The organism is Bradyrhizobium sp. 164, from assembly GCF_023073715.1.
Lineage (GTDB): Bacteria > Pseudomonadota > Alphaproteobacteria > Rhizobiales > Xanthobacteraceae > Bradyrhizobium.
This window is the reverse complement of the sequence record NZ_JADPKA010000001.1, coordinates 14230-40749: the sequence shown is the minus strand read 5'-3', so window position 1 is coordinate 40749 and position 26520 is coordinate 14230. Positions and strand designations below refer to the sequence as shown.

The 26520-nt window shown below is 57.5% G+C and carries 14 protein-coding genes and 3 pseudogenes; 11 read left to right on the top strand and 6 right to left on the bottom strand.

The genetic code is table 11. The features are described from left to right. Positions 1 to 311 precede the first annotated feature (311 nt). Positions 312 to 1808, top strand: coding sequence for a pentapeptide repeat-containing protein (locus IVB01_RS00140; RefSeq protein WP_247494110.1), 1497 nt, complete (start codon positions 312 to 314; stop codon positions 1806 to 1808). Between the two features lie 192 nt (positions 1809 to 2000). After that, positions 2001 to 2912, top strand: a complete 912-nt coding sequence (locus IVB01_RS00135; RefSeq protein WP_247494109.1) for a pantoate--beta-alanine ligase — start codon at positions 2001 to 2003, stop codon at positions 2910 to 2912. A gap of 456 nt (positions 2913 to 3368) precedes the next feature. On the opposite strand, the pseudogene IVB01_RS00130 reads toward IVB01_RS00135, so the two are convergent. After that, positions 3369 to 3980, bottom strand: a pseudogene (locus IVB01_RS00130) (integrase core domain-containing protein); the annotation flags it as partial. Between the two features lie 227 nt (positions 3981 to 4207). Between IVB01_RS00130 and IVB01_RS00125 the strand changes: the two are divergent. The 5 genes and pseudogenes from IVB01_RS00125 (at position 4208) to IVB01_RS00105 (ending at position 15328) form a co-directional block, all read left to right on the top strand. Next, on the top strand, positions 4208 to 4717 hold the full coding sequence (locus IVB01_RS00125; RefSeq protein ID WP_247494108.1) for a hypothetical protein: 510 nt from the start codon (positions 4208 to 4210) through the stop codon (positions 4715 to 4717). 1155 nt (positions 4718 to 5872) lie between these two features. Next, entirely contained in the window at positions 5873 to 6760 is an 888-nt protein-coding gene (locus tag IVB01_RS00120) for a TauD/TfdA family dioxygenase (protein ID WP_247494107.1), read from the top strand. Between the two features lie 1060 nt (positions 6761 to 7820). Beyond that, positions 7821 to 8033, top strand: coding sequence for a hypothetical protein (locus tag IVB01_RS00115; protein WP_247494106.1), 213 nt, complete (start codon positions 7821 to 7823; stop codon positions 8031 to 8033). Positions 8034 to 10091: 2058 nt separating this feature from the next. After that, positions 10092 to 11657 (top strand): annotated as a pseudogene (locus tag IVB01_RS00110) (peptidase S10). Between the two features lie 1844 nt (positions 11658 to 13501). After that, positions 13502 to 15328, top strand: coding sequence for an ABC transporter ATP-binding protein (locus tag IVB01_RS00105; protein WP_247494104.1), 1827 nt, complete (start codon positions 13502 to 13504; stop codon positions 15326 to 15328). 442 nt (positions 15329 to 15770) lie between these two features. Here the strand turns inward: IVB01_RS00105 and IVB01_RS00100 are convergent. Continuing rightward, positions 15771 to 16971, bottom strand: a pseudogene (locus tag IVB01_RS00100) (IS5/IS1182 family transposase); the annotation flags it as partial. A gap of 149 nt (positions 16972 to 17120) precedes the next feature. After that, a complete protein-coding gene (locus IVB01_RS00095; protein ID WP_247494103.1) occupies positions 17121 to 17609 on the bottom strand; it encodes a hypothetical protein in 489 nt (162 codons plus the stop codon). A 2027-nt stretch (positions 17610 to 19636) separates the two neighbouring features. On the opposite strand from IVB01_RS00095, the gene IVB01_RS00090 reads away from it, so the two are divergent. The 4 genes from IVB01_RS00090 to tnpB all read left to right on the top strand — a co-directional run bounded on the left by IVB01_RS00090 (position 19637) and on the right by tnpB (position 21273). Continuing rightward, positions 19637 to 19822 (top strand): hypothetical protein, encoded by a 186-nt coding sequence (locus tag IVB01_RS00090; protein WP_247352905.1) that lies wholly within the window; start codon positions 19637 to 19639, stop codon positions 19820 to 19822. Between the two features lie 441 nt (positions 19823 to 20263). Continuing rightward, entirely contained in the window at positions 20264 to 20530 is a 267-nt protein-coding gene (locus tag IVB01_RS00085) for an IS110 family transposase (protein ID WP_247494206.1), read from the top strand. Positions 20531 to 20569: 39 nt separating this feature from the next. After that, a complete protein-coding gene (locus IVB01_RS00080; RefSeq protein ID WP_247494102.1) occupies positions 20570 to 20947 on the top strand; it encodes a transposase in 378 nt (125 codons plus the stop codon). Positions 20948 to 21129: 182 nt separating this feature from the next. After that, entirely contained in the window at positions 21130 to 21273 is a 144-nt protein-coding gene (gene tnpB, locus IVB01_RS35570; protein WP_346659313.1) for an IS66 family insertion sequence element accessory protein TnpB, read from the top strand. Between the two features lie 285 nt (positions 21274 to 21558). On the opposite strand, the gene IVB01_RS00070 is transcribed toward tnpB, so the two are convergent. From IVB01_RS00070 to IVB01_RS00060, 3 genes are all read right to left on the bottom strand, one after another. Further along, on the bottom strand, positions 21559 to 23238 hold the full coding sequence (locus IVB01_RS00070) for an MFS transporter (protein WP_247494101.1): 1680 nt from the start codon (positions 23236 to 23238) through the stop codon (positions 21559 to 21561). An 819-nt stretch (positions 23239 to 24057) separates the two neighbouring features. Next, the gene (locus IVB01_RS00065) at positions 24058 to 24534 is read right to left on the bottom strand and encodes an Lrp/AsnC family transcriptional regulator (protein WP_247494100.1); all 477 of its coding nucleotides are present in this window, start codon (positions 24532 to 24534) and stop codon (positions 24058 to 24060) included. A gap of 708 nt (positions 24535 to 25242) precedes the next feature. Continuing rightward, positions 25243 to 26490: a D-amino acid dehydrogenase gene (locus tag IVB01_RS00060; RefSeq protein WP_247494099.1), complete on the bottom strand. Its 1248-nt coding sequence runs from the start codon at positions 26488 to 26490 to the stop codon at positions 25243 to 25245. Positions 26491 to 26520: the final 30 nt, after the last annotated feature.

Here is a 26520-nt window from a genome sequence, read left to right as displayed (position 1 = left end):
GGTACCCCAAGTTGCGGCTTCTTCGGTCTGCTGTCAACACACTGATAAGTATCCGAATGGGGAAGTCGTGGGGAGATCAACTCCGTCTGCCACAACTCGCTTAGGCTTATGTGGGTGTCGACTCGTGATGGCACAATTCCAAAGGGCCGGCCAGGAAATTTACACCCTGATGAGTGATGATGCCTGTGTCGCAGAAAGAAATCCAACGAGCGCTATGGGGCGCACATCGAGGCTACCTGAAATACGCAGGCGATGCAAAATAACGCCCGCACGGGAGGCTGAGAAAGTGCGCTCGTCATCGAGAATGGAAGATGTCGACAGTGACGCAAGCCACCGATACCAATAGCCAGTTCAGCGTGCACGAGGAGCTGGGAATCCGTCCAACGACGATAAACCAATCCTCGGCAGATGGTGACTTTGTCCGCTACTGGAGCCGAAACAGTGATCGCGCGTCCGCGTTGGCCGCGGTGGGAAAGCGAACCGAGGAAGCTATCAAGAAGACCGGCATCGGCCTGCAGCTATCCTGCGAGAACTTTAACGGTCACGATCTATCCGGATTTCCATTGCGGCGATGCATTCTCAATCGTGCGCAACTTCACGGAGCGAAGCTGGATGGAGCCGATCTGTCCGAGGCCAACCTTATCTGCCCAGGATTGGAGCGAGCAAGTTTCCGCGGAGCCAAGCTCGATTTTGCGTATATGCATGCAATTGCCGCTCAGGTCTGCAGTTTCGACGATGCAAGTTTGCGCAATCTCATCGATGCAACAGGTAGCCTGTTCCACGGATGCAGCATGAGGAGAACGCGTTTCGACAATGCAGTCCTAAGTGGCGTCCTCTTTTATCAGTGTGACGCAAGCCAGGCTGTCTTTGATGGCGCCGAACTGCAAGGATCGACCATCAATGAATGCTACCTGCCTCGCTCGTCCTTCCATTTTGCCAATTTGAGCCAGGTTACAATGACCAAGGCGCATCTCACCGGCAGCTCCCTTCTGCAGTCAAGGGGAGAGTGTCTATCGATCCTGCGCCCCACTTCGGTCGATGGTCTTGTTCTAGAGAACGCTCATCTTCCCTATTTCAGGCTTTCAAAGGCAAGCGGTCGCATCCTGGCCAAAGCGCTGGCCGCCCCCTTTTCGGATTTCAGCCTCTCAAATCTTGCAAAGGCAGAGCTTGAGGAGGCAGACCTATCTGAGGCGCGACTTCTGTCTGTGAATCTAGCCAGCGCCAACCTCGTCGGCGCGGTGCTTAACGGAGTGTCTGTACGCTCTTGCCAGCTCGATGGGGCTGATCTATCTCGCGCATCAGGAGAAACCATTTCGATCACCGAGAGCACGATGCGCTACGCCCGATTGGGCGGCTTTCGTGCGCGCTGTGCGTTTATACGCGACTGCGATCTCGATGATGCAGATTTTTCACAGGCGTATCTCTATCGATCAATGATTACAGGTGATCCTCCGCAATCTATGGCCTTGAATCGCGCCAATTTCGAAGGAGCAAACCTTGTTCAGTCATATATTGCAGCAGGAATGACCGGCAGCAACCTGGAGGCCGCCCGTACCGCATATGTTCGAATGAACCAATCGTCCCTCCGCAAGGCCAACTTGAGGGGAGTTACGCCGTTCCAAGCAAGCTTTGTAAAGACTGATTTTTCGGATGCAGAGATAACGACTTTTGAACCGCCGTTCTTTGCCGACAGGTGTCCTGGGCTCCAGGCCGCTCTGGAGGGGGTGGAAGATCAGAAATACAAACCTTCAGAGTATCTGGCTGACTTCTCATCGCTAATGAGACGCGGTCGAGAGGGATCGAGCTGATTTAAGCCGAAATGCGCATGGCGATCTAGACCAGCTGTCATCCCAGAAGGAAGATGGAAGAGCACGATGCGCCCCGCTGTGGCGGCGCTCCCAGGCGCTCTTGCGCGGCCAGTGTGAGGGTCGCTCTCACCACGCTTCCTGTCTGATCGAGCAGCCCAGCTGCTGTGTAATCAACAAGAGCGGAGCAGGAATATGCATCTAGCGTCTCTTTCAGCTGGCAAGGCCTTCATTGCGGACATGGCAAGGCGAGGTCGAACGATCGGCACAGTACACACTCTGGGTGCATTGCATCAGGGGCACGCGGAATTGATCAGAAGGGCCGCAGTCGAGAACGATGTCGCCATTGTCACGGTCTATCCGAACAAGATCCAGCTCAGCCCGGGTCCTGAATACGAGTTCAATTTGGATGATGACATTGCGCTTGCGCTAGGAGCGGGCGCTTCTGCTGTGATTTCGACGACGGACGCGGAGATGTTCCCGCCAGGATATCGAACGTTTGTGTCTCAAGGGGATTATCCGCTGCGTGCGAACGGGCCTCATGGGCTCCTCATGGAAGGTATCACCGGATGCATCCGATGGATCTGTTTCGCTCGACCATCTCGCAGTTATTTCGGCTTGAAGGATATTGGACAGGCTCTTCTCGTAAAGCGAGCGGTGGCAGATCTGCTTCTTGATTGCGAGATACGATTTGTGCCGACAGTACGATACAAGAATGGAGTTCCTATTTCGTCACGTTTGCGACACTTCAATTGTTCCGAGCTGGACGAGCTTTCGTCCCTCTTCCTGGCGCTGGACCACTTGAGAAAAGAGGCGGCGCGGGGAGTATCTTGCGCCCAAGACCTGATAGACGCGGCAAGACCGCTGATCACATTCCGACGGTTTGAATTGGAATCTCTTCGCATTGTTGGCGCGGACAGCTTTGAAGATCAGAAGCAGATCGAGCTTCCCTTCATAATCAGTGGAGTCGCCCTTGGTCGCGGCCTCCGAGTGCCTGACAATATCTTTGTACCGGATCAAGATTCACTTTTGCATGGTCCTGCTGATATATGGATCGACTTGCCCGAAAGATGGGAGTCTGGCCATCATGCACAGGCGCGGGCTTGAAGAGATCAGCGGCGGTTCGCGCATTGGTCGCCCAATCGGCTAGGCGGCTTCGAAATGTCATTCCAACCTGCTGCCTGTCTCTGGCGAGTTGCTCTCGCTCCAGCCGAAGCTCTTTGGCTTTGCGCGACAGCTGGAAATCCTTAGTTGCCAATTGCTCCTCGAAAGGCTGACGGGTCTCCGGGAGGAGAGAACCGCAAGGACTCTGTGAGGCGAACGATGGTCCTGCCGTGCATTGATTCGGTTGACCGCAGACCTGGTTGGGGGATCAAGTGACGTTGATCGTGCTATTCGCGCACTTCCTCTTTCGCGGCGACTTTCATGACCGAGCAGGTTGCTGACCTATACAGATCGGGGAATTGCAGCATGGGCAGAGTGTCCCCGTTGAAATGTCCCTCCAGTGAAATAGAGCTGGTCCGGGTTGTTTCCGCGTCGATAGATGGGACCGCTGCCGGGGCGTTAGGCTGCCATACGGCATGGCAGCGGGTAAAGTAGGCTTGGTCCGGCGTGCTGCCGCCATGACTGGAATGGGGACGCCTACTGTTATGGAAGTTGAGATATAGGCCGATCGGGCTGCGCGCCCGGCTGACGCTGTCATAGCGGGCACATCTCCTCGTGTTTGACGTTGCTCCAGAGCCGTTCGACAAACACGTTGTCTCGCCATGCGCCGTTCCGTCCATGCTGATCGCAAGACCGTTGTCGGCGAGCACGCCGGTAAAGGCCTGTCCAGTGAACTGAGAGCCTGAGCCGTGTTGAAGATGTCCGGCTTGCCGGGACGAGCCAAGGAATACGCCAGCGTTCGACGCAGAAGTTCATGGTGATCGACAGTCGCCACGACAGACCGCGACGTGCTGCGCAGTCCAACACCGCAGCGAGATCGGCGAAGCCAATCGCCGTCAGAATGTAGGTGATTTCCATCGCCGGACTTGGTTCGGTCGCGTAATCTCCATGACGCGCAGCAGATATGGATGGATCTTGTGGCCGGGCTCGGGTCTGGTGGCGCGCGGATGGCGATAGAGCGTCTATCCCAATCCGCCGCATCGCCGTCTTCACATGCTGGCGGCCGATCTTGCTCTCTGAGCCGTCGTTGATCCCTATGGTCGAATTGATCGAGGTACTCTCCAGCAGCATTGAGCTTCATTCCACCGAGTAGTCGCTTTCCTACCGGGTCGCCTCGAATCGGAAACATGCCGATGTCACTGTGAGGCGCACCCATCCGAACAACAATCGAGGAGCTTGAATCGGCCGTAGGGTCAGGTTGTACAACACGACGGCGGGATATCCGCGGAGCATAGGCAATGAAGCAGCTCTCTCTCTGTATGATACTTTATGTTGTTTGCGGACTGCTTGGGTTGAATGAGATTGCGCTCGCGGACTCAACGCGGCGCTACGGTTGCATCATAGACGGCGCCGATCGAGAGCCGACAGGCGATCGGAATGGGCGCACCATTGTCAGCCTTCAATACACCTGCCGCGTCGCCCATGGTCTGTTGAAGGACGCGGGAATTACGGGACTGTCAGTCAGCCAGTGGGACAGTGAGAAAGGAGGGTACTTGGCTTCTATCGACATTTACCGTGCGCTCCACGGAATTGCGGTTGGTCAGGTGTTGGAGGGGACCGGTTCCTCTATCACGGAGGACAACAGGGCTGTTGGCATCGCAGCTTCCGGCAAGATGGCGTTTAAGTTCGCATCCGGATCGTTGGCGGCTCTCTCAGGAAGAACCGTAAAATTCACGACCAAACCCGTCAGTTCTCGTCAATTCGAGATGGAATTCACAGATTGGCCTGAAGCCGCTCACCCGAAATGACTCGCGTCGCGATAACGGCCATCTCGTTTCTAAAGGTCGAGTCGAGCTGTGAAGTCGCGATGTTTCCATTCCTGGCTCCACGACCAAATAGGGTGGTGAAGTGGAGCTGGCACGTCGTGGCGCGCATTGGCGAACGTAAAAAGAATTTTGTGAGATACAATCAATTCCGAAATAGAACGTCAATGGAAGCCGAGACGAATTAGCACGCCTTGGTGTGCGTTGCGTGCACGGGTCACTGGCCGAGGTCGTCCGCGGCTGGCGGTGCGGGCCGTCTCGGCTTTTCCGAGAAGAGGCTTGTCACGGCGCTCAACGTATCGGACATTTGTGCGAGCGATGCACGTCAAGTCGCGACTTAATTCAATCCTCTAGATTGGCAGCGATGTTGATATCCAAGCTATTGACACAAGTCCCAGTTCACGCTGAGGCATCCTCCTGAAACGGAATCCCGCAAAAGGAGTGATATAGCCCGTTGTTAAACCGCAGCGGGAATTGATATCGCGGATAAGATTGATCTCTCGCTTCGGGTCTGCGCGCCTGCTCCGTATGTGACAGGCGGATGAAGCCGTCGCGCATATTTACTAAATTCAATACGACGAAACAAATCTATTTCTAACTTGCAAATTGCATATGGAAATGTGCTTAACTTGTGGTAGAAAAGTGCTGCGTAGTCGCGCTGATTGATGAGACCGCGAGTTATTATCCGCTTCGTCCTCATAAGCTCGAATGTACCTGTTGCGGACGTGTGAAGAGTTGCCTTCCCAAAAATATCTTTAAGCTTAGCTCCCGGACAGAGCGAACATTTCTTATCGGCGAAAAGAATGCTGGTTTCGTTTCATGGACTGGACATCTGTTGACCGTATGATTGCGATGTAAGAGCGAGGTAATCGATCATGTTGCACGTCGATCCCGGCACCGCTGCCCGTCGACTCGTCCTCCGGTCAGAGGCGATGCAAGAGTCGGAGCTGTGCGCGACAGAGCGGGTCACACGATGGTCGTGGTCTGTAGCCCAAGATGCATTGCAGCCTTTTGTGGCGAGTGCTGCAACACATTGCGACCGAGTAGGGTGCATCACCAGGCCGACTTGGGTGGCTTCTGTTGTCGGTCCCTCGACCGAGTGGTCACGCAGCTTTGTTCGCGCATCACGATAGCGAGAGAATGAGCATGAGCAACATGACAGATAACATTATCCCGCGAGCGGATATCGTCAAATCCACGGCCCGGCTCGGTGCCGAGATCAAGAACGTCAGACTATCAGATGAATTATCAGACGAGATGGTCCGGGCTATTAGCCAGTTACTCCTTGAGCACAAGGTCATCTTCTTCCGTGATCAGGGACATCTCGATGATTTCGAACAGCATCGCTTTGCCCTCAGGCTTGGTTCGCTGGTAACGCCTATAGATATGAAGCCGGATCGTCGCAGCGGTCATGCGGGCCAGGTGCACACGGACGTCAGCTTCGGTGACGAATGTCCGAAGATCTCGGTGCTGCGCGGCGTCGTGATACCGCCTGATGACCGTGACACAGTTTGGTCGAGCACTGCGGCCGCGTATCTTGATCTTCCGGAGCCGCTGCGGATGCTGGCCGACAATCTCTGGGCAGTGCACTGCAGCACCTATGATTGCACCTTGACCAGGCACTCCGCCGAGATGGATGCAAAGCAATTTGGTGATGTCTTCACCGGAACCATCTGCGAGGACGCGCGTCCGGTTGTTCGCGTCCATCCCCAGACGGGCGAGCGCTTGCTCGTGCTCGGAGAGTCCGTGAGGAACTTCGTCGGCCTGGAAAGATATGCGAGCCAGAAGCTGTTTGACCGCCTTCAATCTTACCTCGCCTCGCCCGAGAATAGCGTAAGATGGAGCTGGAAACCAGGCGACGTTGTAATCTGGGATAACCGCGCGGCCCAGCGCTGCGTCATCGGAAAATCCAGTGACCGAGATGGAGTCGAGAGGCGTTCTATCGATGGCGATGTACACCTCAGTATCGCTGGTCCTCGCAGCGTGGCGCGCTCCAAGCCAAAGCTGCAGACGGCCAAGGCTGCCTAGTGTGGCCACTGATGATCTGGTCTATCGTCAAAGAAGGAAGTGATCTGAATTGAGCGTCACCAAGGCTCTCCTGCGCGCAATGAAGCTGAGTAGCTGATGCGTACGCCTTGGCCTGTTGTTTCCGACGTTCACGACGACGATGCCCCACTGAAGCTCGAATGGATTCGCGTAAGGAACACGCATCCAAATTGTTGGTACTCCTTATGTTCGCCTCCGAAACGAGCCGCTCTCTTGCGTGCAGTTCTGAATGAAGTTTGCAGAGAACTCCCGGCTGATGAGACTGGCACCCGAACGCACGTAGCTTCGAGAATCCTTGAAGCTGCGTCACGAGGAGAGACGTCCATTGAGGTCCTCAAGCAAATCGGCCAGACGGCGTTGACCAGCTCTCCGACGATGTGGCCTCAGAAGGGCTCCCACTGTGTTAATCCGGCAGCCGTGGTCGGGGTGGCGAGCTCACAGGAAACCAACATGATATGTGCGCGAAAAGGCGAGCCACCGCGCGACTGATCCGCAGCGACGATTGGCTCGGGATCAGGCAATTGGCTGCCTCCAAGCCAGTAGGGGCTGCCGCATCAGGTGCTGAATTGAACCTCTTCTTCGCCGTTCGTTAAGAAGCTATTTCAGCCTCGGCGAATGATTGGTGGCCGCTATGGCTTCGGCCAAGGCGACGCATCCAAAAACCCTCAGCCAGGCGAAGATGCTATGAAAAGTTCATCCGCGTCACTGCTCAAGATTGACGGCGCAGGTTCGCACATCTGGTCTTGCCGAGCAGGCTCCATTTACAAATCATGTGATCTCCGCTGCGCGTGCTGCGGTCTAGCCGTTCACGAGCAGTGCGCTGATGCCTTGTCACACCGCTCGTACCCGCATTGTATTTATCGCAAATCTCAAAGTCCGGCCCGACCGCAGACAAGTGCGGAGCCGCGGCGAGCCATTCCTCGATGATGGGTTGTAGGGGTCAAGCATCGATGGCACATAGCTGCCCGATGAATGCCCCGCTGCTCACCCTCTTTCCAACCATCGCCGAGCTCTCGGGCTCCGGATCACGTCGGCGCGGACGATGCGCGCGACGCCGCAGCAACTGTCCGCAGTGATCCTTCCGGCGGCGCTTCCGACGATCTTCGTCGGCATTCGCCTCGCGAGCGCCTCGGTCATGCTCGTGCTCGTCGCATCCGAGATGGTCGGTGCCAAAGGCTATTTCATCAGCCAGTACAGCTTTTTGATCCCGCAGATACAGTCGCCGAGCTTACGTTCAGTGCCATCCTGCAGGTGATCGAGGGACATTTCACGCAATTGAAAGCGCTGGCCTCCTTAATGGTCCGCAGAGCTCCGATACAGGGGACGTACGAGCTCGTCGCGCCGTTCTCGAACCGGGTCTGGATGTACCAGCCATGTCACCCACGATCCTGGAGCGCGATCGTATCAGCTGATTGCTTCCGACGACGGAAGCGATGGAAAAAAATAGAAAGTGGGCGATTGGCCTCACTGACTGCGGGATGTGTCCGCGCCCAGTCTGGCCGCACCGGAACGGTGATCGTGGCCAGTGGCACCCACGCTCGTTCGAGCGTCACCGGATCGCGCAACTGGGCGACTGTGTCGGTGCGGATGTCGAGCCACTCGAATGATCGACCATGGACAGTGACAAGCTGAGCGGGCCGGAGTGTGGCGAAATGATCTTGACGAGAAACCCTTATCACTCGACAGACTCGAATTCCATGTTCTTGAGCGAGTTCAAGATGATGTTGCGAAACTGTTCAACTACCGGAAGTAGTGGCTTGACGTCCCTGGCCGGAAGACCGCTAGAGTGGTCGCCCCATGGCACCCCGTTCCTAGAACAGAAACGCTGTAGTGATGGTTTCTTCGTCCAGAAAGGCTTAGTCGGCGTTATTTGCAACGGCAATACTGCCTCTGAGACAACGTTGCGTGCAGCTCCGATTGTCCGGGTACGTCTGACCTTCGACGCGCTTGATGCATGCGATCTGATCTTCAGTCCGCCCACTAGCGTGGGGCGAAGTGATTGCGGCACATCGCCCCACGACGGGACATGCTCGCCCCGCTCACTCGAGAGTGCACCGGAGTTCGTGACGCGACATGCCGCCTTGGACGAGGCGACCACCCGCCTGGATCGAAAGTGATGAGGGCTATGCCTTCCGGTTTCTTTTGCCGGCAGAAAGCTTGGATCAGAACTGGCCTAATTTGGTGTCCCAAACGTTTTCTGGGAAGCTCCTACTGAGCATCAGTCTCTCGCCAGTGGCTGTGGTGCCAGTTCGGCGGAGCAATGCCGCAGAATGCAAGGCTGACAGAGCATAGCCGAGCCCCTGGCAAAATCGGCCTGACCTCGCAATCTGATTTCGCCGCGATCAACCCACTCGCCGCAAACAAAGCGAACGCCGGCGAAAAAGTCCCTTGCGTGTGCAGTGCGGTCGTGTATTGTTGCAGTGCGGTAGCGCCTCGCGCGACCGCCGTCCTCCTTGGGCGTTTCCTCCCTAGACTTGGGCCGCTTGTCATTCGAGCGGCCCTTTTTCTTGCCAATCAATCCCAGCATTTAGCTGGTTTGTCGATCGCCCTTCGCATTTGCGACATAAACCTGGACAAGGTCTGAAAACCCAATTGCCTGAATCCACCATTCTTTGCGAGCGCCTCCTTACCTATGCTGGCGGAAATTATGCTGGCGCGGAGCTTTTTTGATCCCTTATCCCGTTTCGTTCCAGTTGCGGATTGAAACGCCAATCCTCTGGGAGATTAGGAATTCGTGGCGTCAGCCGTACGCTAAAGCGATGGAATTCGCGCCCAACTCACGTCGAAGATCATCCGGCAGGAGCGATCAGGGCAGGTTTCCCAATCTGCTTCCTGAGCGTGCATCAAGCTGGGGCAACACAATGCGCGCTCACGAGTGGTGTCGCGTTGGATCGCGCAATGGCGCCCTCGTATGCAGCGCATAGTTCAACATGCATCTCAGTCGTGAGCAATGTAGCTTGTTGAGTTTGTTCGCCTTGCCGCTTGCCGTGCTACATCGCTCCAGATTTGTCCCAGAAGCCACCGCCTAAGCGGCTATAGCCGAGTGCACGAAACGCATCTATGCGGCGAGATTCAGTTGTTCCGATGCAGGATGCAGCGCGCGTTAGACGCTCTTAAGGCATCCGTTTGCTCGTCGAAAAATGATTGGCTTTTTCAAGCACCGCCTCCTCACTGGCGCTGCTGCTGATCGCCATGGGGTGAATACTACCGGACTTGGTAGGTTTGGTGGTCCTCGATTGTCAGGTAAGTCGTTGGGCCTTCTTGGGAGACACGGTGGTCGTACAAAAGTGCGGCCGGGACGGGAGGAGACTCGATGCAATTCGATTGGACTGCGCTGCGCCGCGCCTCTCTTGCGCTGGCTCTGTTTGCCTGTGGCGTGATCGGGAGCGCTTGGGCCGACAATCCGCCCTCGCGCCCCGAGGCCACAACGCTGGCCGACCAGAAGGGCAGTCCCAGCGCGCGCGGCGGCCAAACACCTGGCACGCCGTCAGCGGCCGAGCAGCACCGCCTTCCGCCGGACTCCACCACCAGGCAAACGCTCGAGCAGCCCGGGCGGACGCTCGCATTCACGGCGACCGCAGGTTCCATCCGCCTGTTCGACGACAAGGGCGAGCCGCAGGCCGACATCGCATACACCTCCTATCAGCTCGACGGTGGCGACCGCGCCACACGCCCCGTCACGTTCTTCTTCAACGGCGGGCCTGGTGCATCGTCGGCCTGGCTGCAGCTCGGCAATGCCGGTCCGTGGCGGCTGCCGATCAATGCCGACGAGGTCACACCATCGACCTCTGCGGAGGTGAAGCCCAATGCGGAAACCTGGCTCGATTTCACCGACCTCGTCTTTATCGATCCGGTCGGGACCGGCTATAGCCGCTTCGTCGCGAGCGGCGAGGATGTCCGCCAGCGGTTCTTTTCCGTAGACGGCGATGTCAGCGCGCCCGCTCTGGTGATCCGCCGCTGGCTCGAGAAGCACGACCGATCGTTGTCGCCAAAGTATGTCGCGGGCGAAAGCTATGGTGGTATTCGCGGGCCAAAGGTGGTGCGCCAGTTGCAGAAGCAGCAAGGTGTCGGCGTCAAGGGCCTGATCATGATTTCACCGGTGTTCGACTTCCGCGACTTCGGCGGCACGAGTCTTCTTCAATACGTCGCAAAGCTGCCGAGCTATGTCGCAATCGCACGCGAAGGGAAGGGACCGGTGAAGCGGGCCGATCTCGTCGAGGTCGAAGCTTACGCACGCGGCGAGTTCTTGACCGACCTGGTCAAGGGCATCGCGGAGAAGGAGGCGGCCACGCGGCTGGCCGACAAGGTCGCCACGCTAACGGGAATAGACCAGGCGGTGAGCCGCCGGCTCGCGGGCCGCTTCGATGTCGCCGAATTCCGCCGCGAGCTCGACCGCAAGAACGGCAAGGTGACCGGCCGCTTCGATGCTTCCGTGCGTGGCCTTGATCCCTATCCGGATTCTAACAGCTCTCGCTTCGGCGATCCCTCAGGGGAGGCGCTTCTGGCGCCACTGACCAGTACCGCCGTCGATCTCCTCACGCGCAAGCTGACTGGCGGCCGGACGGCTCCCATGAGCTAATCAACGGTGCGGTCGGGCAGGCCTGGGATTTCGGCCGCGGTCCCGCGCAGTCGGTGTCGGAGCTGCGCGAGATCCTCGCAACAGACGCGAAGATGACCATACTGGTCGGGCACGGCCTGTTCGATCTCGCAACGCCCTATTTCGGCTCGCAGATTGTGCTCGACCAATTGCCCGCCTTTGCGTCGGCGCCGCGCGTCAAGCTCGCGGTCTATCCGGGCGGCCATGTTCTACTCGCGTGACGCGTCGCGCCAGGCTTTTCGGGCAGAGGTCGAAGCCATGATGAAGCCGGCCCCCGATTAAGTCAAAAAGATACTCTCGTGCGTGGCGTATGTCAGCGTTTTCTTAGCTGCGAGACCACAGCTGCAATCCTGGCGTGAGCTTGTGATTGTTTTGGAGATTCCGACTATGACCCATCTTGTTCGAAGCCGGGGGCTTTTTTGGCGGCGTCACCGGAGCGCAAATAGCCAGCTGGAAGTGCTCCATCGCGCGCGGCCACGTTCTTCATCGCGGATTAGTTCTCGGCCCACCTGAGCGCCTCCTCTTAGAAGCGCAGTGAGGACCCGATCGGAACGCACGAGCATCTGGTCTTTCTTGGCGCGAACCAGATCCAACGCGTGCGGCCTTCGAGTTCACGAGCAAAGGAGGAATTGCCCACCTCCGTCGCAGTTGCGACGTCTGGGAAGTGCTGCGGACATCAAACAAGATCATAGGGAGCGACGCTCTTGTTTTCCGCTATGGAGCTCAAGCAGAACGGCATTTCTGGGCTGCTGTTGTAAGCCGAATTAGTGTTGAGTAGCCCCAGCATCAACGACCTGCTACGCTGGCTTCGCGACAAAGGGAGGGCATGATCATCCACACGCATTTGAGCTTGCGGGCGTTCAAGCTCAGCCGTGCTCGACAGGGTCGTAAGGCATTCTTTCTGGCGCAGATGACCGCAGATCCTGTTTGGTTCCTAACGGCAAGTATGACGACTGTCGCGCTCTAAGCACTAGCTGTCACCCGAGCGGCGTCCGGTTTCCGATCCCAAACAACAGCTTAACACGTTTGCCGAGAAGCTGGCACGGCTGTTGCTACTCAAAGACAGCGATGGCGGCGTAAGAGGGTTGATGCTCTGTTGCAGTTGTTCGGCTTGCGAACATTCGAACCGTCAATTGCATCGTTATGTGCTGCAGCCGGCTGCGAAAAATGCAGTTCGGCTGCACCTCGTTGCATAGTGGTGCTGGAGCAAGAACGAGGCAATGGCCAGACCGAGTAGATCTGTTCCGCTGGAATTATTCGGGCGCGTGCACAGGGCGTCCCATCTGAAAGGAACGCGCGGCTTGTCTCGACATGACACGAATTGTTTGCGTACGCGACATTGTGCACGCAAGAACACAGGCAAGACCAATCTCTTGCTCGACCTCACATCGAGCGCTCGCCAGAAATGGCGTCGAAAACGACGTAACAGGATCAGACTGTTTAAGGGCGTCGGTTGCGCGTGGCTCGGCGCTATAAGCCTAAAGCAGCCATGTCGCACCTGTTTCATTGATGGACGTGTGTGCAAGTCGGTAATGTGCACCTAGTAAAGGTTAGGATGCGATCAGAAGTTCATTCTTGGCTTGCCACAAGGATTGCGCTCGTTGGAAGTGGTGCCGCCAAACCAGCGGATCTTGGGCCTGCAGTGAACATTCCGCCAGGACTATGGAGTTGGAGCGAAAGATCAAATTGCGTGCTCGTCGGCGGCCAGTACGGCCGTAAGTCCTACGGTCCGTCAATCGATCGTAACGTCAGCGATACCTCTGGGCTCTTGCAAGATGGCAAGATCTGCCACAAACGAGGTTGCTGCGGCGGCGATATCACGCGCCGACGACCATTGAGATGGATGTGCTCACGCAGTTCCCATCTTGCAGGTTGCGCCCGATCCATGTGCAAACGGCGCCTCATTCCTCGAATCGGCGACGATCCGCCTCATCGTGTCTTATTCAACCATCGCGCGCCTACTCCCGCTGTCCTTGCAGGATTTTCGGCCGTGCCGTTAATCGCCGGCGTTGATAAAGCCCGTCGTCGAGCTGTTCCAAAGCATCCAACAACCGATTGTTTCAATGACTCATCGTGCGCCAATCCAGATGGAGCCGCTCGCGCTGTGAGTGCGGCCGGATCGCGTCATGAATGTTTACGATGACCAACGACCCGCCGCGATCCGCGAGGTCATGCCGTTTGTATTCCAGCACTGGCTGAAGCAGCCTGTCCGCCTCACGTTCGTTCTCGTCGGTTTCTTAGGCGCACCGATCGCCGACCTGTTCATGCCGCTTTATTCGGGCCATCTCGTTGACGCATTAACGTCGGGTCCGAACGATCTGGCCGCGCGGCATGCGGCGCTGGTTGCATTCGGCAGCATCGTCGCCCTGGGTCTCATCTCGCTGATCCTACGGTTTGTTGGCCTGAAGGCGATTGTGCCGTTCACGCTGAAGACGATCGCCGATGCAACATGCGAAGCCTTCATGCGGGTGCAGCGCTTCTCGACTGATTGGCACGCCAATTCCTTTGCCGGCTCGACCGTTCGCAAGATCACGCGTGGCATGTCTGCGCTCGACCTGCTCAATGCCACCATTCTGATGGCATTATGGCCATCGCTCGCGGTGCTCGTGGGCTCAATGATCCTGTTAAGTCTGCACTGGCCAGGGCTCGGCGGCGTGATCGCACTCGGCGCGGTCATCTATGGCGCGATTACGATAGTGATGACGATCGGCTATATCGCGCCATCGGCACAAGAAGCCAATGCCTGGGATACCAAGGTAGGCGGCACACTGGCGGACGCGCTCACCTGCAACGCCGTGGTGAAATCATTCGGCGCAGAGATGCGCGAGGATGCGCGTTTCAATGGTGTCATCAAGCAATGGCAGGCACGGGTGTTGCGCACGTGGCAGCGTGGGAACGGCTCTTTTATCGTGCAGCACGTGATGCTTTTGTGCTTTCGCTGTTTGGTAATCGGCGGCGCTATCCTGCTGCGGATAGCCGGGCGGGCCTCGGCGGGCGACGCCACCTATATGCTGACGAGCTATTATGTCATCCACGCCTATTTGCGTGAGGTCGGCATGCACATCAACAATCTGCAGCGTTCTGTGAACGACATGACGAAACTTGTTACTATCAATCGAGAGCAGATGGGCATCATCGATGCACCCGGTGCCAAACCGATCGAAATGCGAGGTGGAAGGATTACATTCGAGGATGTGACTTTTCACTATGGGGGTAACCGCGCGCCTTTGTACGATGGCCTGTCGATCGACATCCGCGCCGGCGAACGCGTTGGACTTGTCGGCCGTTCCGGTTCGGGCAAGACTACGTTTATCAAGTTGGTGCAACGGCTCTATAACCTCTCCGGCGGCAGGATCCTGATCGACGGCCAAGATATTGCCAAAGCGACACAGCAATCGCTGCGTAGCCAGATAGCGGTTGTGCAGCAGGAGCCGATCCTGTTTCACCGCACGCTGGCTGAGAACATCGCCTACGGCCGGCCCGAGGCCGACATGGCCGCGATCGAGCAGGCGGCGCGGCTCGCCAATGCGCATGACTTCATCCTGCGGCTGCCGAAAGGGTATGGCACGCTGGTCGGAGAGCGCGGTGTAAAGCTGTCGGGCGGTGAGCGGCAGCGGGTCGCGCTGGCGCGGGCGTTCCTAGCGGACGCGCCGGTGTTGATTCTGGACGAGGCCACCTCGAGCCTCGATTCGGTCTCGGAGGGGCTGATCCAGCAGGCGATGGAACGGTTGATGAACGGACGCACTTCGATCGTGATTGCGCACAGGCTATCGACGGTACGCAACTTCGAGCGCATTCTGGTGTTCGATCGCGGTGAGATCGTGGAGCAGGGCAACCACGGCTCCCTGACTCGGGCGGGCGGCATCTATCGATGGCTGTTCGAACGGCAGGCCACGCACTACCGGTTCGACGAGCCCGTTCAACAAGTCGTTAACGGAGTTGGCACGACCTGATCCGGCTCGAGATCATAAGGACGTCGGGAGCGAAGGGGAGTAAGCTTTGTTCCGAACACACGTGTCCGAGACGTCAGCGGATCGCTACGTTTTTCGTTTGTGAAGGGCTGCCAGCCATTCCGCCTCAGGTAGTGCTGCAGTCTTGCTCTTAAATGAACCAACGTCGTGCTCTTGCGTGTCGGGTAGCCAAGCAGGCAAGAACCACCAACCACCCGGGCGGTAACTCTTGCTGTTCCTTATCGATCCGATGATTCGGACTGTAAACCAGCCGGGATCGACGTTGACCCGAGTTCAGGCAATTCGAGGCCTGCAAGCCAGAAGGACCACCGCGTCAGATGGGTGAATCGAACTTCTACTTAATCGTTCATTAAGAAACTGATTCTAGCTTCGACGAATTATTGGCGGCCGCTATGAGTGCGGTCAGGATGAGGCACCAATGAACCCTCAGCCAAGAAGATGCGGCAGAAGTTGTGTCCGACGTCGAAGAGGATGACGTTGGCGGAATCTCCAGCGCGTCCCTTGAGATAGCAGTGTCCGATGTGACCTTCAGCCGGCATATCCCGATGATGGGCTCGATTGCGGAGCGGCGGCGCAGCTCGCGCCTAATGGATGGACGACGCCGCGCCTCGCCGGAGACGAAGACGCGACGGGAGTTTTTGCGGCGTGGCCGCGGTATCTTTGCCGACATAGGCCCGCTCGATAGGACAGCCCGTGAACGCCTAGGGGTGGTCAATGAAGGCCCGCAAGGTGTGAGCGCCCTAGGGATTATCGGGCAGCGACCTGCATACAGGACGAACAGGCCGGCGGGAGTCCGGCGGTTGTTGATGACGATATAGGACTTCACGGAGCTCGTAGGGCGGCGGCCTTGCCGATGCAATCCACCTCCGGGGCATGGAAGGAATAGAGCTTCCATTCGCCGTGGCGCTGCTGCTGCGGCGGTGACTGGCCCGTCCAAGGGGAAGTGCAGACCCCTTCTCCAAAGCCGCTGACCTTCGATCTTGGGGCGGAGAGTGATCCGGCCGGGCCGGCTGCACAGGATGCGCAACTGCCGCTGATGCCGCTTGAACTGCTTGGCATAAGCGTAACGGCTCCGCAAGATTGCCGAAGCCCGACGCCGTGCCGTCTCACCAGGCACGGATCGCCGCATGCAGCAGCCTGGCGTCAGTCGGCAAGCTGATGGCCTTCGGCTGCACCGTGGTGTCGACGGTGACTCGCTTCAGGTCCTGATTGCGTAGCGCGCCGCCTCCTGCCTCACCCCCAGGCTGTCGGCCAGCAGCAGTTCCAGGTCGTCGCCGAGCCGCTTGCGCCAATGGGGCAGGGGCCAACGCTCGTTCGGGAACGTGCTGGAGACTTAATAGCGGTGAAGTTCGTAGATCCAGTGGCTGCAGTCCCTTCGTCGGAGAGGCTGCAAATGTGTTGAGCAGCAACAGCCCGATCACGAACCGGCTTCCGATCCCGGGTCTACGCTCCTCGCTGTAGAGCGGGTGCGACCTCGCGATCGACCGAGTTCAGTCCATCTTGCCGCTAAGCTACACCAAATCGTGCTTCAGGTTGATGATCTGATCCAGTGTCGCGCGAAGCAGCTCGTCTTCCTCCCTCGCTTCCGTTCTCGCTCGCCTTTCGCTGCGATCGCGTAAATACAGCTGGCGCCTCGAAGACGCGCCCAGCAATCCGACCCGGGCACCTTTATGCTATTGATTGAGCAAATTCACATAGCCGGCAAACCAGAAAACCATCCTTTCCGTTCATGCGATCGACAATCTCGCAAAAAGTCGGCCCTTTGAACAGATCCTTAGACAAGGTTAGGATGGATTTCCCCCAGAACCATGAATAGCAAGGATGAGACCTCTGCGTCGATCAGTTGACGCATCAAATCGACATACTTGCGCCCGACTAGGCCACTGTTCATATAGGTGCCGTCCTCAAAAACATGTACTAGAAAGACTCGGAAATCCAGCGCTTGCAGGTGTCGTAGATCCCGCCCGTTCATTCCTACGAGGCTCGTGGAAATCCGGATGCCATGGCCAGATGCGTGGGCATGCTCAACCATTTCGGTACAATCCGGATTGAGCCAGGGCTCCGAGTATCCCGAAAAGCTGAGGTCGACAGCTGCTGGTACGCGCGCCAGGCATTTCTTGAAATCTTCAACAGAAGATACTTTGCGTGAGATACGGCTCTTTGTCGGGCGGCGAACTTGTCCTGTGGACAATAAGAACATCCGACCACGCAGCCCGTGGTCGTAGTTATTTCCAAGACCTTGCCGTCGGGAATCACAGAACAAGGCAGATCCTGTGAACTCATCGGGTGTGATTTATTCATTCTCAGAGTTCTCCCACACGTCGGGAACTTACAAAAGCCCGACCGAGGACCGCGAACCTTGCCTCGTATAAGGGCTTACTCATGGGCGCCCCGGCAATCACCAGCCAACGCAGGATGAGTGTGCAAGGCTGAACCCATCGATCGGGATGAGCGGTTTACTGCCGTAGCCGCACTCAACAAACCCGCCAAAAGCATCGCGGCAACCGGGCCCATATCAAGGCAGAGCAGCAGAAAACCTCGCACGTCGTCATCGACCGACAGTCCCTCCCTCGCGAACGGCGCCAGTGTCCCCATGCCGAAGCCAGCGACAAAGAAGCGAGACACATCGCAAGCCGGGTGGCAGGCCGATTGGCAGACCTCGTTTAGGATCAGATCCCCCGAGGAAACCGTCGGCGTGCAGGGCTTGGTACTTGCGCTGCACTTTGCACTGCCAAGGTGTGCATTTACGGTGTAGGGCGATCGAAACGGAAGGTCCACCTACTAAGAATGAGGGTTCCCAAGTCACTGCACATCGGCTCTTGATCTCTCAATTTGCAGGCATTGATCCTCTCCACTGGGCCATAGCATTCGGGCCGTTCTACCTGCCTATCAGGCCCTGGTTACTGCGCCGGCTCTGGCTCGTCCGCAAGGAATCGCTCTGACCTCGCCCAGCGCTGAGCCAGTAGATCAGCATGCCGATCACGTTTCAGACTCTGACGCAGATGAGCGTTGTCTCTGGCAGGCTCAACCCGCGTAAGCGCAGCCAATGATCGTCAGGGTACGCCGGCAACGAAGGGCTTCTGCATCGAATAGGCGCGATAGTTCTGACACGCTGGAGTGCAGGCGGCAATGGAGGCAATCAGTGTGCCAGCATTTTGCGGGACCCGCTGATTTGATCCGTCTCGGCACCAGGCCTGCAACAAGGAGGGTAAGCGTCGAATGAACTTGCATTGATCTGCAGTCAAGCTCGCTCAGGATAGGGCAAGCGGGGAGGCGGACAAACTCAACACGCTACGTTGCTCACGATCGAGATGCATGTTGAGAACTTTCCGCTGCATGTGAGGCCGCCGGTCGCGAGAGCGCGATCCAGACGGGCCACGCACTCGTGAACGTTCGCCGCCTCATGGGCCACGGCCGCTTCGATGGCGTCGAGACAGCGCGCGTGATGGGCCGACTCTATTCGGCGGCACGGCTTTACGTCAACTTCTTCCAGCGAAGGGGCTAAAGTGATCAAGCGCTATCATCCCCCGTCGACGCCCTATGAGCGTGCATTGGCGCATCCAAGGTGACTGCGGCCGCGAAGAAACGGCTGCGCAATCAGTATCGCTCGCTCAATCCGGTCGGGCTATTGGCCGAGATTCGTGCAACTCAGGACGAACTCGGTAATCGCGTCGATCGCCGTGCCGGACAGGACCGCAGCGACCTTCGCGAAGAGGCTCGGCAAGACGGCGACGGTCGGCGAGCCGCGTGCCACGCACCGGCGCACCCATCGGCCCTATAAGACGAGGGTTCGCATGCGTCCAAGCTTGATCGCCATATCGCTGTGATTGAGGGTTGGCTCGCCAAGCAACCGCAGCTGATTGCGCTCGCGATTGTCTGCCGGCTGAGCGAAAAATACGCCGAGGAGTTTGGGACGAGATAGCATTCGATCGTGCAGCGTCTGCTGAGGCGAGCTCAGACGGAAGGTTGCCGAACAGCTGGTTGCTCGGGGCCCACTCGACGACGCCACGACCGCAGCCCCATTGCCCGGGGTTGTGGACGGCTCGGGCTATGCAGGGCCGACCCGCCCACAGCCCCTCTTGTCGAACAAGCCGGGAAAGCCACTTGGCGCGGCCGATCAATCGGCATCGGATCGTCATCGGCAATGGCGCCATCAGGGTAACATCTGCAGATGAGGCAATACGGGGGGGCAAATTCTGCAAACGATGACGTAATTGCGATCGGCGCTCGTGAGCCAGGGAGCTCCCGCTATCGTAGAGCTCTCCCAATCAACCGATTCGGAGCGCTACCATGAAGCAATACGTCGGGTTGGATGTCTCACAAAAGGAAACTTCAGTCTGCGTAATCGACGAAAGTGGGCGAATAACGTTCGAAGGCAAGGCCAAATCCGAACCTTGTGCATTGACCGAGCTACTTCGCAAACGTGCGCCAAATGCCGAGCGTATCGGTTTTGAGACTGGAGCGATGACGAGCTGACTTTGGCACGAGCTCCGACGCCTTGATCTTCCTGTCTTCTGTGTCAATGCCCGCCACGCACATGCCGTACTCTCGAGCCGCTTGAATAAAAGCAATCAAAATGACGCCCGAGGACTAGCCGAGCTGGTTAGGGCCGGCTGGTACCGAGAAGTGAAGGTCAAGAGCGAAGAGAGCTAAAGGACCCGGGCCGTTCGGTGGCGCGCCTGGTCGGAATTCGAAGGGACATCGAAAACCAGGTCCGCAGCATCCTCAAAGAGTACGGCCTGCTGTTCTCAAGAGCTATAGGCCTTCAATTTCGGAAGCAGGTCAACGACTTGTCGGGTGATAATCACCACCTGCGTTCCTCTCTTGCTGGTCCATGATCAGGTCTGCGCGCAGCAAAGCAGATTTGACGAAGAGATTCGTCGGCTCGCAAACGCGGATGAAACGACGCGGCGCCTGATGACGGTCCCGGGCGTGGGCGTCGTAACCGCCCTGGCGTTCAGGCACACGGTCGACGATCCTTCACGCCTTCGATGTGCGTCGGCCGTTGGGGCTTATCTGGGGCTTACGCCTCGACGCAACCAGTCCGGCAAGATCGATCAGAACGGCAGAATCTCACGCTGGAGCGATCGACTGCTGCGAACCTATCTCTGCGAAGCCGCAACTGTCCGTATCGCTCCGCTGAGTGCCGCCTTGTTTGACGGACGCGAACGCTGCAGGTCCTAGGGGTAATCCTAGGAGAAGCTGACGATTTCGAGGGCGGAGGTGATCACATCGGTCGAGCGTCGGCGTCGGTGGTCGCAGGATGAGAAGGAACGGCTTGTTGCAGCATCGCTCGAGCCCGGAGCCAGTGTTTCCGAGGTGGCTCGCACGGCTGGCCTTCATGTAGGCCAGCTGTTCAGGTGGCGCAAAGAGCTTTGCAAGCACGGTGAAGTGAGTATAGCGCCGTTCGTGCCGGTCGAGATTGGGCCGTCTGTGCCGCAGCTGGAGGTGGCCGAAGCGCCATTGACGACGGCGGTGCGTCGACGGAAGAGCCAGGGCATCATCGAAATTGATCTTGGTAGCGGGCACCGCATCCGGGTCGATGGCGATGTTGATGGAGATGCGCTACGTCGCGTTCTCGATGCTTTGGTCCGCCGATGATCCCGGTTCCGACGGGCGCGCGAGTGTGGCTCGCGACAGGCTACACGGACATGCGCCGAGGCTTTCCGTCGTTGGCACTCCAAGTGCAGGAGGTGCAAGGACCCGCTCAGCGGTCATCTGTTCGTCTTCCGCGGTCGCCGAAGCGATCTTGTGAAGGTGATCTGGCACGATGGCCAAGGAGCATGCCTGTCACCAAAAGACTCGAGAGAGGGCGGTTCATCTGGCCTTCGGTTGCGGGCGAAGCAGTGACGATCTCGCCGGCGCAGATGAGCTACCTGTTGTCCGGAATCGATTGGCGCGACCCGCAAGAAACCCAGCGTATTTAGCAGATCGGGTTTGATATCCGTCCTCCGTTTCCTCCTATCCTGCAACATCTTGTGACGAAGCGGAAGTTCGTTTGCCACAAGCGCCACTTGCTCCATATGCTGGGCCGGCTAAGCGAGGCGCGGCTGAGTACACTCGGCGTGCCGATGAAGCGGGTTCGACGGAATGAGGAGGTACTTGCAGCAGATGCCGTCATCGGAACCGCTCTCGGTCCAGTGCGGCAGCTCTGGACTGCTGTCAAAGAGGCTGCGCGATGCTCCATCCGTCACATCAGGTTTTGACAGTTACTACGTTCGATTCCGGTTATAATCACCGAGCAAGGACTCGTTGGCGGTACGGTCGGGTACATCGTCCTTCCACCGAACGGAGCCAAAGGGGCGCTCTAGCATGCGCCGGATACGCACGGGCTCTGGACCGACGTGAAAGGACGCCGCTTGACGATCTAGCGCGCGTTCTGAATGCGTCGAGCGGTTGCGTTGACGTAGATAATCAAGCCACGTCGGGCAATGGTAGCGCTCTGTCCACAGTTCAGGATCAGCGATATCGCGAGCAATCGACCAGCCATACGCACCATTCCGCTTTCGGAACAGCTGCACATCTTGCATCACGTTGTGAAAGGCCCGCGCATTCTCTTGTGCCACGCGGTATTCGATTTCAATCACAACCGGTCCACTGCGATGGGTTAGCGCAAGCCGAACATCAGGATGCGCGAGCGCTTCAGCATCCTCGCTTCGCAGGTTAATGCGAGGCATACGGAGCCAGAGCCCCAATAGTGGAGAAATTAACATCAGCACTGCTGATATCAAAAGCGCCGTCTCGACACCGGCAGCATCGGTCAAACGACCCCAGCCCCAGCTACCGACAGCAATGCCTCCTGAGCTTGCTGCTTGGTAGGCTGCGAGCGAGCGTCCCGCAACCCAGCGCGGCGCCGACAGCTGCACGCCAATGTTGAAGAGGGCCCAGGAGATCATCCATACGGCCCCCGTAAGGACAAGAGCGGCCGATGTTAGAATCAGCTCGTGGCTCAACGCCACTGCGAGGAGCGCCCCACCCATTGACAGTGCGCAGGCGCGAATTGCTGCTTCACCGCTCAGGCGCTTCCGTACTTGGGGTACATATAGCGCTCCAATTACCGCGCCAAGTCCGAACGCGCTGAGAGCTATCCCATAGATCTGTGCACCGCCTCCAAGGAGATCACGGGCGATCAGCGGCATTAGCGCGATGATGGCACCTCCGATCACGCCGGTGATCATGGAACGAATCAGCACAATTTTGATCGAGGGCGAGTTAGCGATGTAGCGGATCCCAGAAACGATGGCGCGGTTTAGTTTTTCGGGGGGAAGATATGACGGTTCGGAAATTCGCTTCCACAAGAACAGTACAACAAGCAATGGCAGATATAGCAATGCATTTAGGGCAAACGAAGCTACTGCGCCGGCTGTCGCAACCACCATCCCGCCGATCGCCGGTCCCACGCTGCGCGCGATGTTGTAGCTAATACTGTTCAGCGCGACCGCAGCTGGAAGTGCTTCCGCCGGCACTTGCTCGCTAACTGAGGATTGCCAGGCAGGATCCATCAGAGCCACGCCGCTGCCGATTACGAAACACAGTATCAGCAACAAGTCTGGCGTGACCAGCCCGAGCCAGGTAAGTGTCGTCAGCGCGGTCGCACCAGCTAGCGACATGCCGAGCGCGACAAGCATCACGATCCGCCGATCATACATGTCCGCAATTGCGCCTGCAGGCATCGAAATCAGCGTAACCGGTAGCAAAAACGCGGTCTGGACGAGTGCAACTTTGTCCGCCGACGTTGTCATCTGAGTCATCGCCCACGCTGCGCCGACGGTCCGGATCAGGGCGCCCAGGTTCGTAAGCAGACTTGCGAGCCAGATGCGCCGAAAGGTGAGGTGGCGGAATGGCGCGGTGATACCTTCAGTGCTAATCGTTCGAGGCTTGGAAGGAGTCATCTAGCTTGCTGCCTTACCCCGGATGGTTCGAAGAATGAGGGTGACGACGGGGTGGTGGCAAACCGGCGGGCCCGGTCATTCGATTTGTGCTGCTTAGATGTATGAGAAACCTGAAAAGAGTCAGCTTCACTCCAAGAGTTCAGCCTCGCCCTATGCCGATCCTGACGAGTGAACCTTGCTCTTGGCCTGCAACTGCGCGCTCCAACGACACGGCTCATTCCCTAATCACTCCCTGCAAAATGCCCCCAGCGAAGGCCAGATGTCACTCAACTGAGCCAGAGGTGTTATCCTTTTGGTCATATATTGATCCCAAAAGTTGATTTCCCGCGACAGACTCGGCCGAGCGAGCCGCGGCGTCATTGGCGCCGCAGCTGAAGCGCAGCCGATCTTCTTAGATCTGTTCTATTTTTCGCCAGCGTAAGGGTTAGCATCGATGTGAACGCATATAGACGGAGCCATACTTTGAAACTGCCTGGAAATTCCATCGCGCGTAGCCGCATAGAGCACATTATCGCCGGAAACTTGCAGCGTTTTACTTGCACCGAGCGACAAAAAAGGGCGCTATCGAGCTGTGCTGGCCAAGCCGCCGTCTCTCGTCGGTGAGCGTTTGCAAGTTCATCGACAGAGTCATTCAGCTCGCTCGCGCCACGAAGCGCCCCGATGACCAGTTGGTGTTGCTAGCCTGGAGGGGACGCCACTCAGTCGAAAGTTGCGCACCAATGCGCGAAGACCTGGGCTCGTTTCGTAGCCGGTACCGCGAGACCTTGCCCAACATGGTGATGGAGCAGGTAAGCCGGATCTGGTGGTGAGACACTTTCTTCAATCCTCGGACGGAGCCTCAATTGGAATAGCAAATCCGGTTTTTACCCGATCCATGACCACCATGGTCTTGAACCCCTTGATATCGGGGTTTTCACGAAAAAATCGCCGCGTGAACAGCTCATAGTCGTCCATGGTGCGTGCGGTTATGTATAGGACAAAGTCAGCATCGCCTGTAACGTAAAACCCATTGACGACTTCAACGGATGATTTGATCGCCTTTTTGAATCTGTCGATTATGTCCGAGCGCTCCCGCTCCAATATCACCAGCACAAGCATCTGAATAGGTCTTCCAACCGCCTTGGCCGAAACAATCGAAACGTCCGCCTCGATGATGCCGTCCGAGCGAAGCCTCTTTAGCCTGCGTTGACAGGCGGTAGCCGAAAGCCCGGCCAGTTCGCCGATCGTCTCGGATGTAAGACGGTTATTCTTTTGCACGATCTCCAGGATGCGAGCGTCGATTCGGTCGTATCGCATAACAGGCTCCACGCTAAAGATGATATTCTGCAAAGGTGCGGCGTCCTCCGCAGAAAAACATCTTCCGTCAGGGAAATCTCGTCGAAAAACATCTTTGCGACATCAGTATCGTCGATCTAACGGCAATTACAAGAAATATGCTGCATGGCTTTCAAAATGCGCTTCGAAACGCCCTTCGTCCCGTGACGCAGACGTCACGACGATGAGCGTCAGCTGGGCGAACAGCAGTTGGTGTCGCTCCGCAGCGCTTGGGAGTCGGGAAGATGTTGAGCTTAGCGATGCATCTCAGTTTCTGAGACGAAGAGTCGTTGGATCGGGTTGGTTTTACGCTCGGGTGAGCGGCGCGGAACGGCTTTGGTGCGCCCGATCCGGGCCGCGCAAAGGTGGCTTCCTGCCCTTAATTGCGACGGTACTTCACGGTGTGTACGGCGTGCGACCTGCTAAGCAACGAACATCGCTCATGACCCCACTTGGTCGGCGTCAATTCGGGAACAGTAGCAACAACAGAGTCATACGAAAGGCTTTCGGAAGGAACGGTGCCAAGTGGTTCACACGGGTTTTACCTGAATAATCAATTGCGGGAAGCAAGTCGCCCGGCACTGAAGGTCGTATCACCGAGAGCGACTGCAAAATCCGCTTGGCGCTTTCAAGCGACATGCTCCCGCCCCGATTTCGGCGGGAGCATGGACCAGAACCCACTCAACAGGATCAGGGCACGGATGCGCTCAGCCGAGTGTTGCTGCCGTCTGTCGTAATGACATCAGCGATCATTTCAGCTGTAACAGCGGATAATGTCCAGCCGAGATGACCATGGCCGGTGTTGTAGAACACATTCGCGCGTTTGCCTCGGCCAACCCTCGGCATCATGCTAGGTGTCATAGGACGCAAGCCCGCCCATGGCACCACCTGCGCGGTGCACACATCCGGAAACGATCGCTCTACCCAGCGTACCAGGGGCCTAATTCGGTCCCAGCGGATGTCGCGGTTTTCGCCATTAAACTCGGCGGTCCCCGCGACCCGGAACCGATCTTCTCCTAACCGGCTGGTCACGATTTTGGTAGCCTCGTCGAGCAGGCTGACACGAGGCGCAGCCTTTTGGCTCGTTTCGTCTCGCAGCTCTACCGTGATGGAGTACCCCTTGACGGGATAAATGTTTATGTTGTCCCCCAGCATTGAAGCAATGCGGCGGCTGCCGACTCCAGCGCAGACCACTGCGCGTTCGGCATTGATTTCTTCCTTCAGCGAACCTCGTTTCCAGTGTACGACCACACCGTCTCGGTCGGACCGCATGCCGCAGATCTCTGCCTCAAAGACGAAGCGTACGCCCCCTCGCTCGCAAGCCGCAGCGAGGCCGCGCGTGAACTTGTGAATGTCGCCGGTTGCGTCAGACGGGGTAAAGAAGCCACCATAATACTGATCGCGCAGAGCTGGCTCTATTGTAAGCATTTCAGAGGGCGTCACGGGACGGCGATCCAATCCGCCCTTGAGCAGCAACTGATTCACGCGAGAGGCCGCATCGAAGTCGGGCTTGCTCGAATAAACGTGTAAAATGCCTCGCCGCTCCAAGTCGAAATCGATGCTCTCCCGATCTGCTAGCTCAAAAAGATGCCTGCGAGCGGCTATCGCCAGCTTCGTCGTTTCGATCGTGTTGTGGCGGTAGTTTCGAATCTGGCTTACGAACTCTGCCAGCCAACTATATTTGTGAAAACTGGGGCTTGGGTTCAGCAACAATGGTGCGTCTTTGCGCAGCATCCACTTCAACCCTTTTACGATCGTTGCGACGTTATTCCAGACCTCGGCATTGCTTGCCGATAATTGGCCGCCGTTCGCAAACGAAGTGTCCATCGCCGGATAGCGCTGGCGATCAAAGACTGTAACCGAATAGCCGCGGCGGGCCAGGGCATAGGCAGTTGTAACTCCGGTAATACCGGACCCGATTATGATGATCGTGCTCATCGTGTGCTCCAAGACAGGATTAAATGAACG

What these genes read in the sequence shown, in the direction of transcription:
- IVB01_RS00140 (WP_247494110.1), top strand. Translation starts at nt 312, where the DNA reads ATGTCGACAGTGACGCAAGCCACCGATACCAATAGCCAGTTCAGCGTG.
- IVB01_RS00070 (WP_247494101.1), bottom strand. Translation starts at nt 23,238, where the DNA reads ATGACTCCTTCCAAGCCTCGAACGATTAGCACTGAAGGTATCACCGCG.
- IVB01_RS00135 (WP_247494109.1), top strand. Translation starts at nt 2,001, where the DNA reads ATGCATCTAGCGTCTCTTTCAGCTGGCAAGGCCTTCATTGCGGACATG.
- IVB01_RS00065 (WP_247494100.1), bottom strand. Translation starts at nt 24,534, where the DNA reads ATGCGATACGACCGAATCGACGCTCGCATCCTGGAGATCGTGCAAAAG.
- IVB01_RS00090 (WP_247352905.1), top strand. Translation starts at nt 19,637, where the DNA reads ATGAAGCAATACGTCGGGTTGGATGTCTCACAAAAGGAAACTTCAGTC.
- IVB01_RS00085 (WP_247494206.1), top strand. Translation starts at nt 20,264, where the DNA reads ATGACGGTCCCGGGCGTGGGCGTCGTAACCGCCCTGGCGTTCAGGCAC.
- IVB01_RS00060 (WP_247494099.1), bottom strand. Translation starts at nt 26,490, where the DNA reads ATGAGCACGATCATCATAATCGGGTCCGGTATTACCGGAGTTACAACT.
- IVB01_RS00125 (WP_247494108.1), top strand. Translation starts at nt 4,208, where the DNA reads ATGAAGCAGCTCTCTCTCTGTATGATACTTTATGTTGTTTGCGGACTG.
- IVB01_RS00105 (WP_247494104.1), top strand. Translation starts at nt 13,502, where the DNA reads ATGAATGTTTACGATGACCAACGACCCGCCGCGATCCGCGAGGTCATG.
- IVB01_RS00120 (WP_247494107.1), top strand. Translation starts at nt 5,873, where the DNA reads ATGAGCATGAGCAACATGACAGATAACATTATCCCGCGAGCGGATATC.
- tnpB (WP_346659313.1), top strand. Translation starts at nt 21,130, where the DNA reads ATGCCTGTCACCAAAAGACTCGAGAGAGGGCGGTTCATCTGGCCTTCG.
- IVB01_RS00115 (WP_247494106.1), top strand. Translation starts at nt 7,821, where the DNA reads ATGCGCGCGACGCCGCAGCAACTGTCCGCAGTGATCCTTCCGGCGGCG.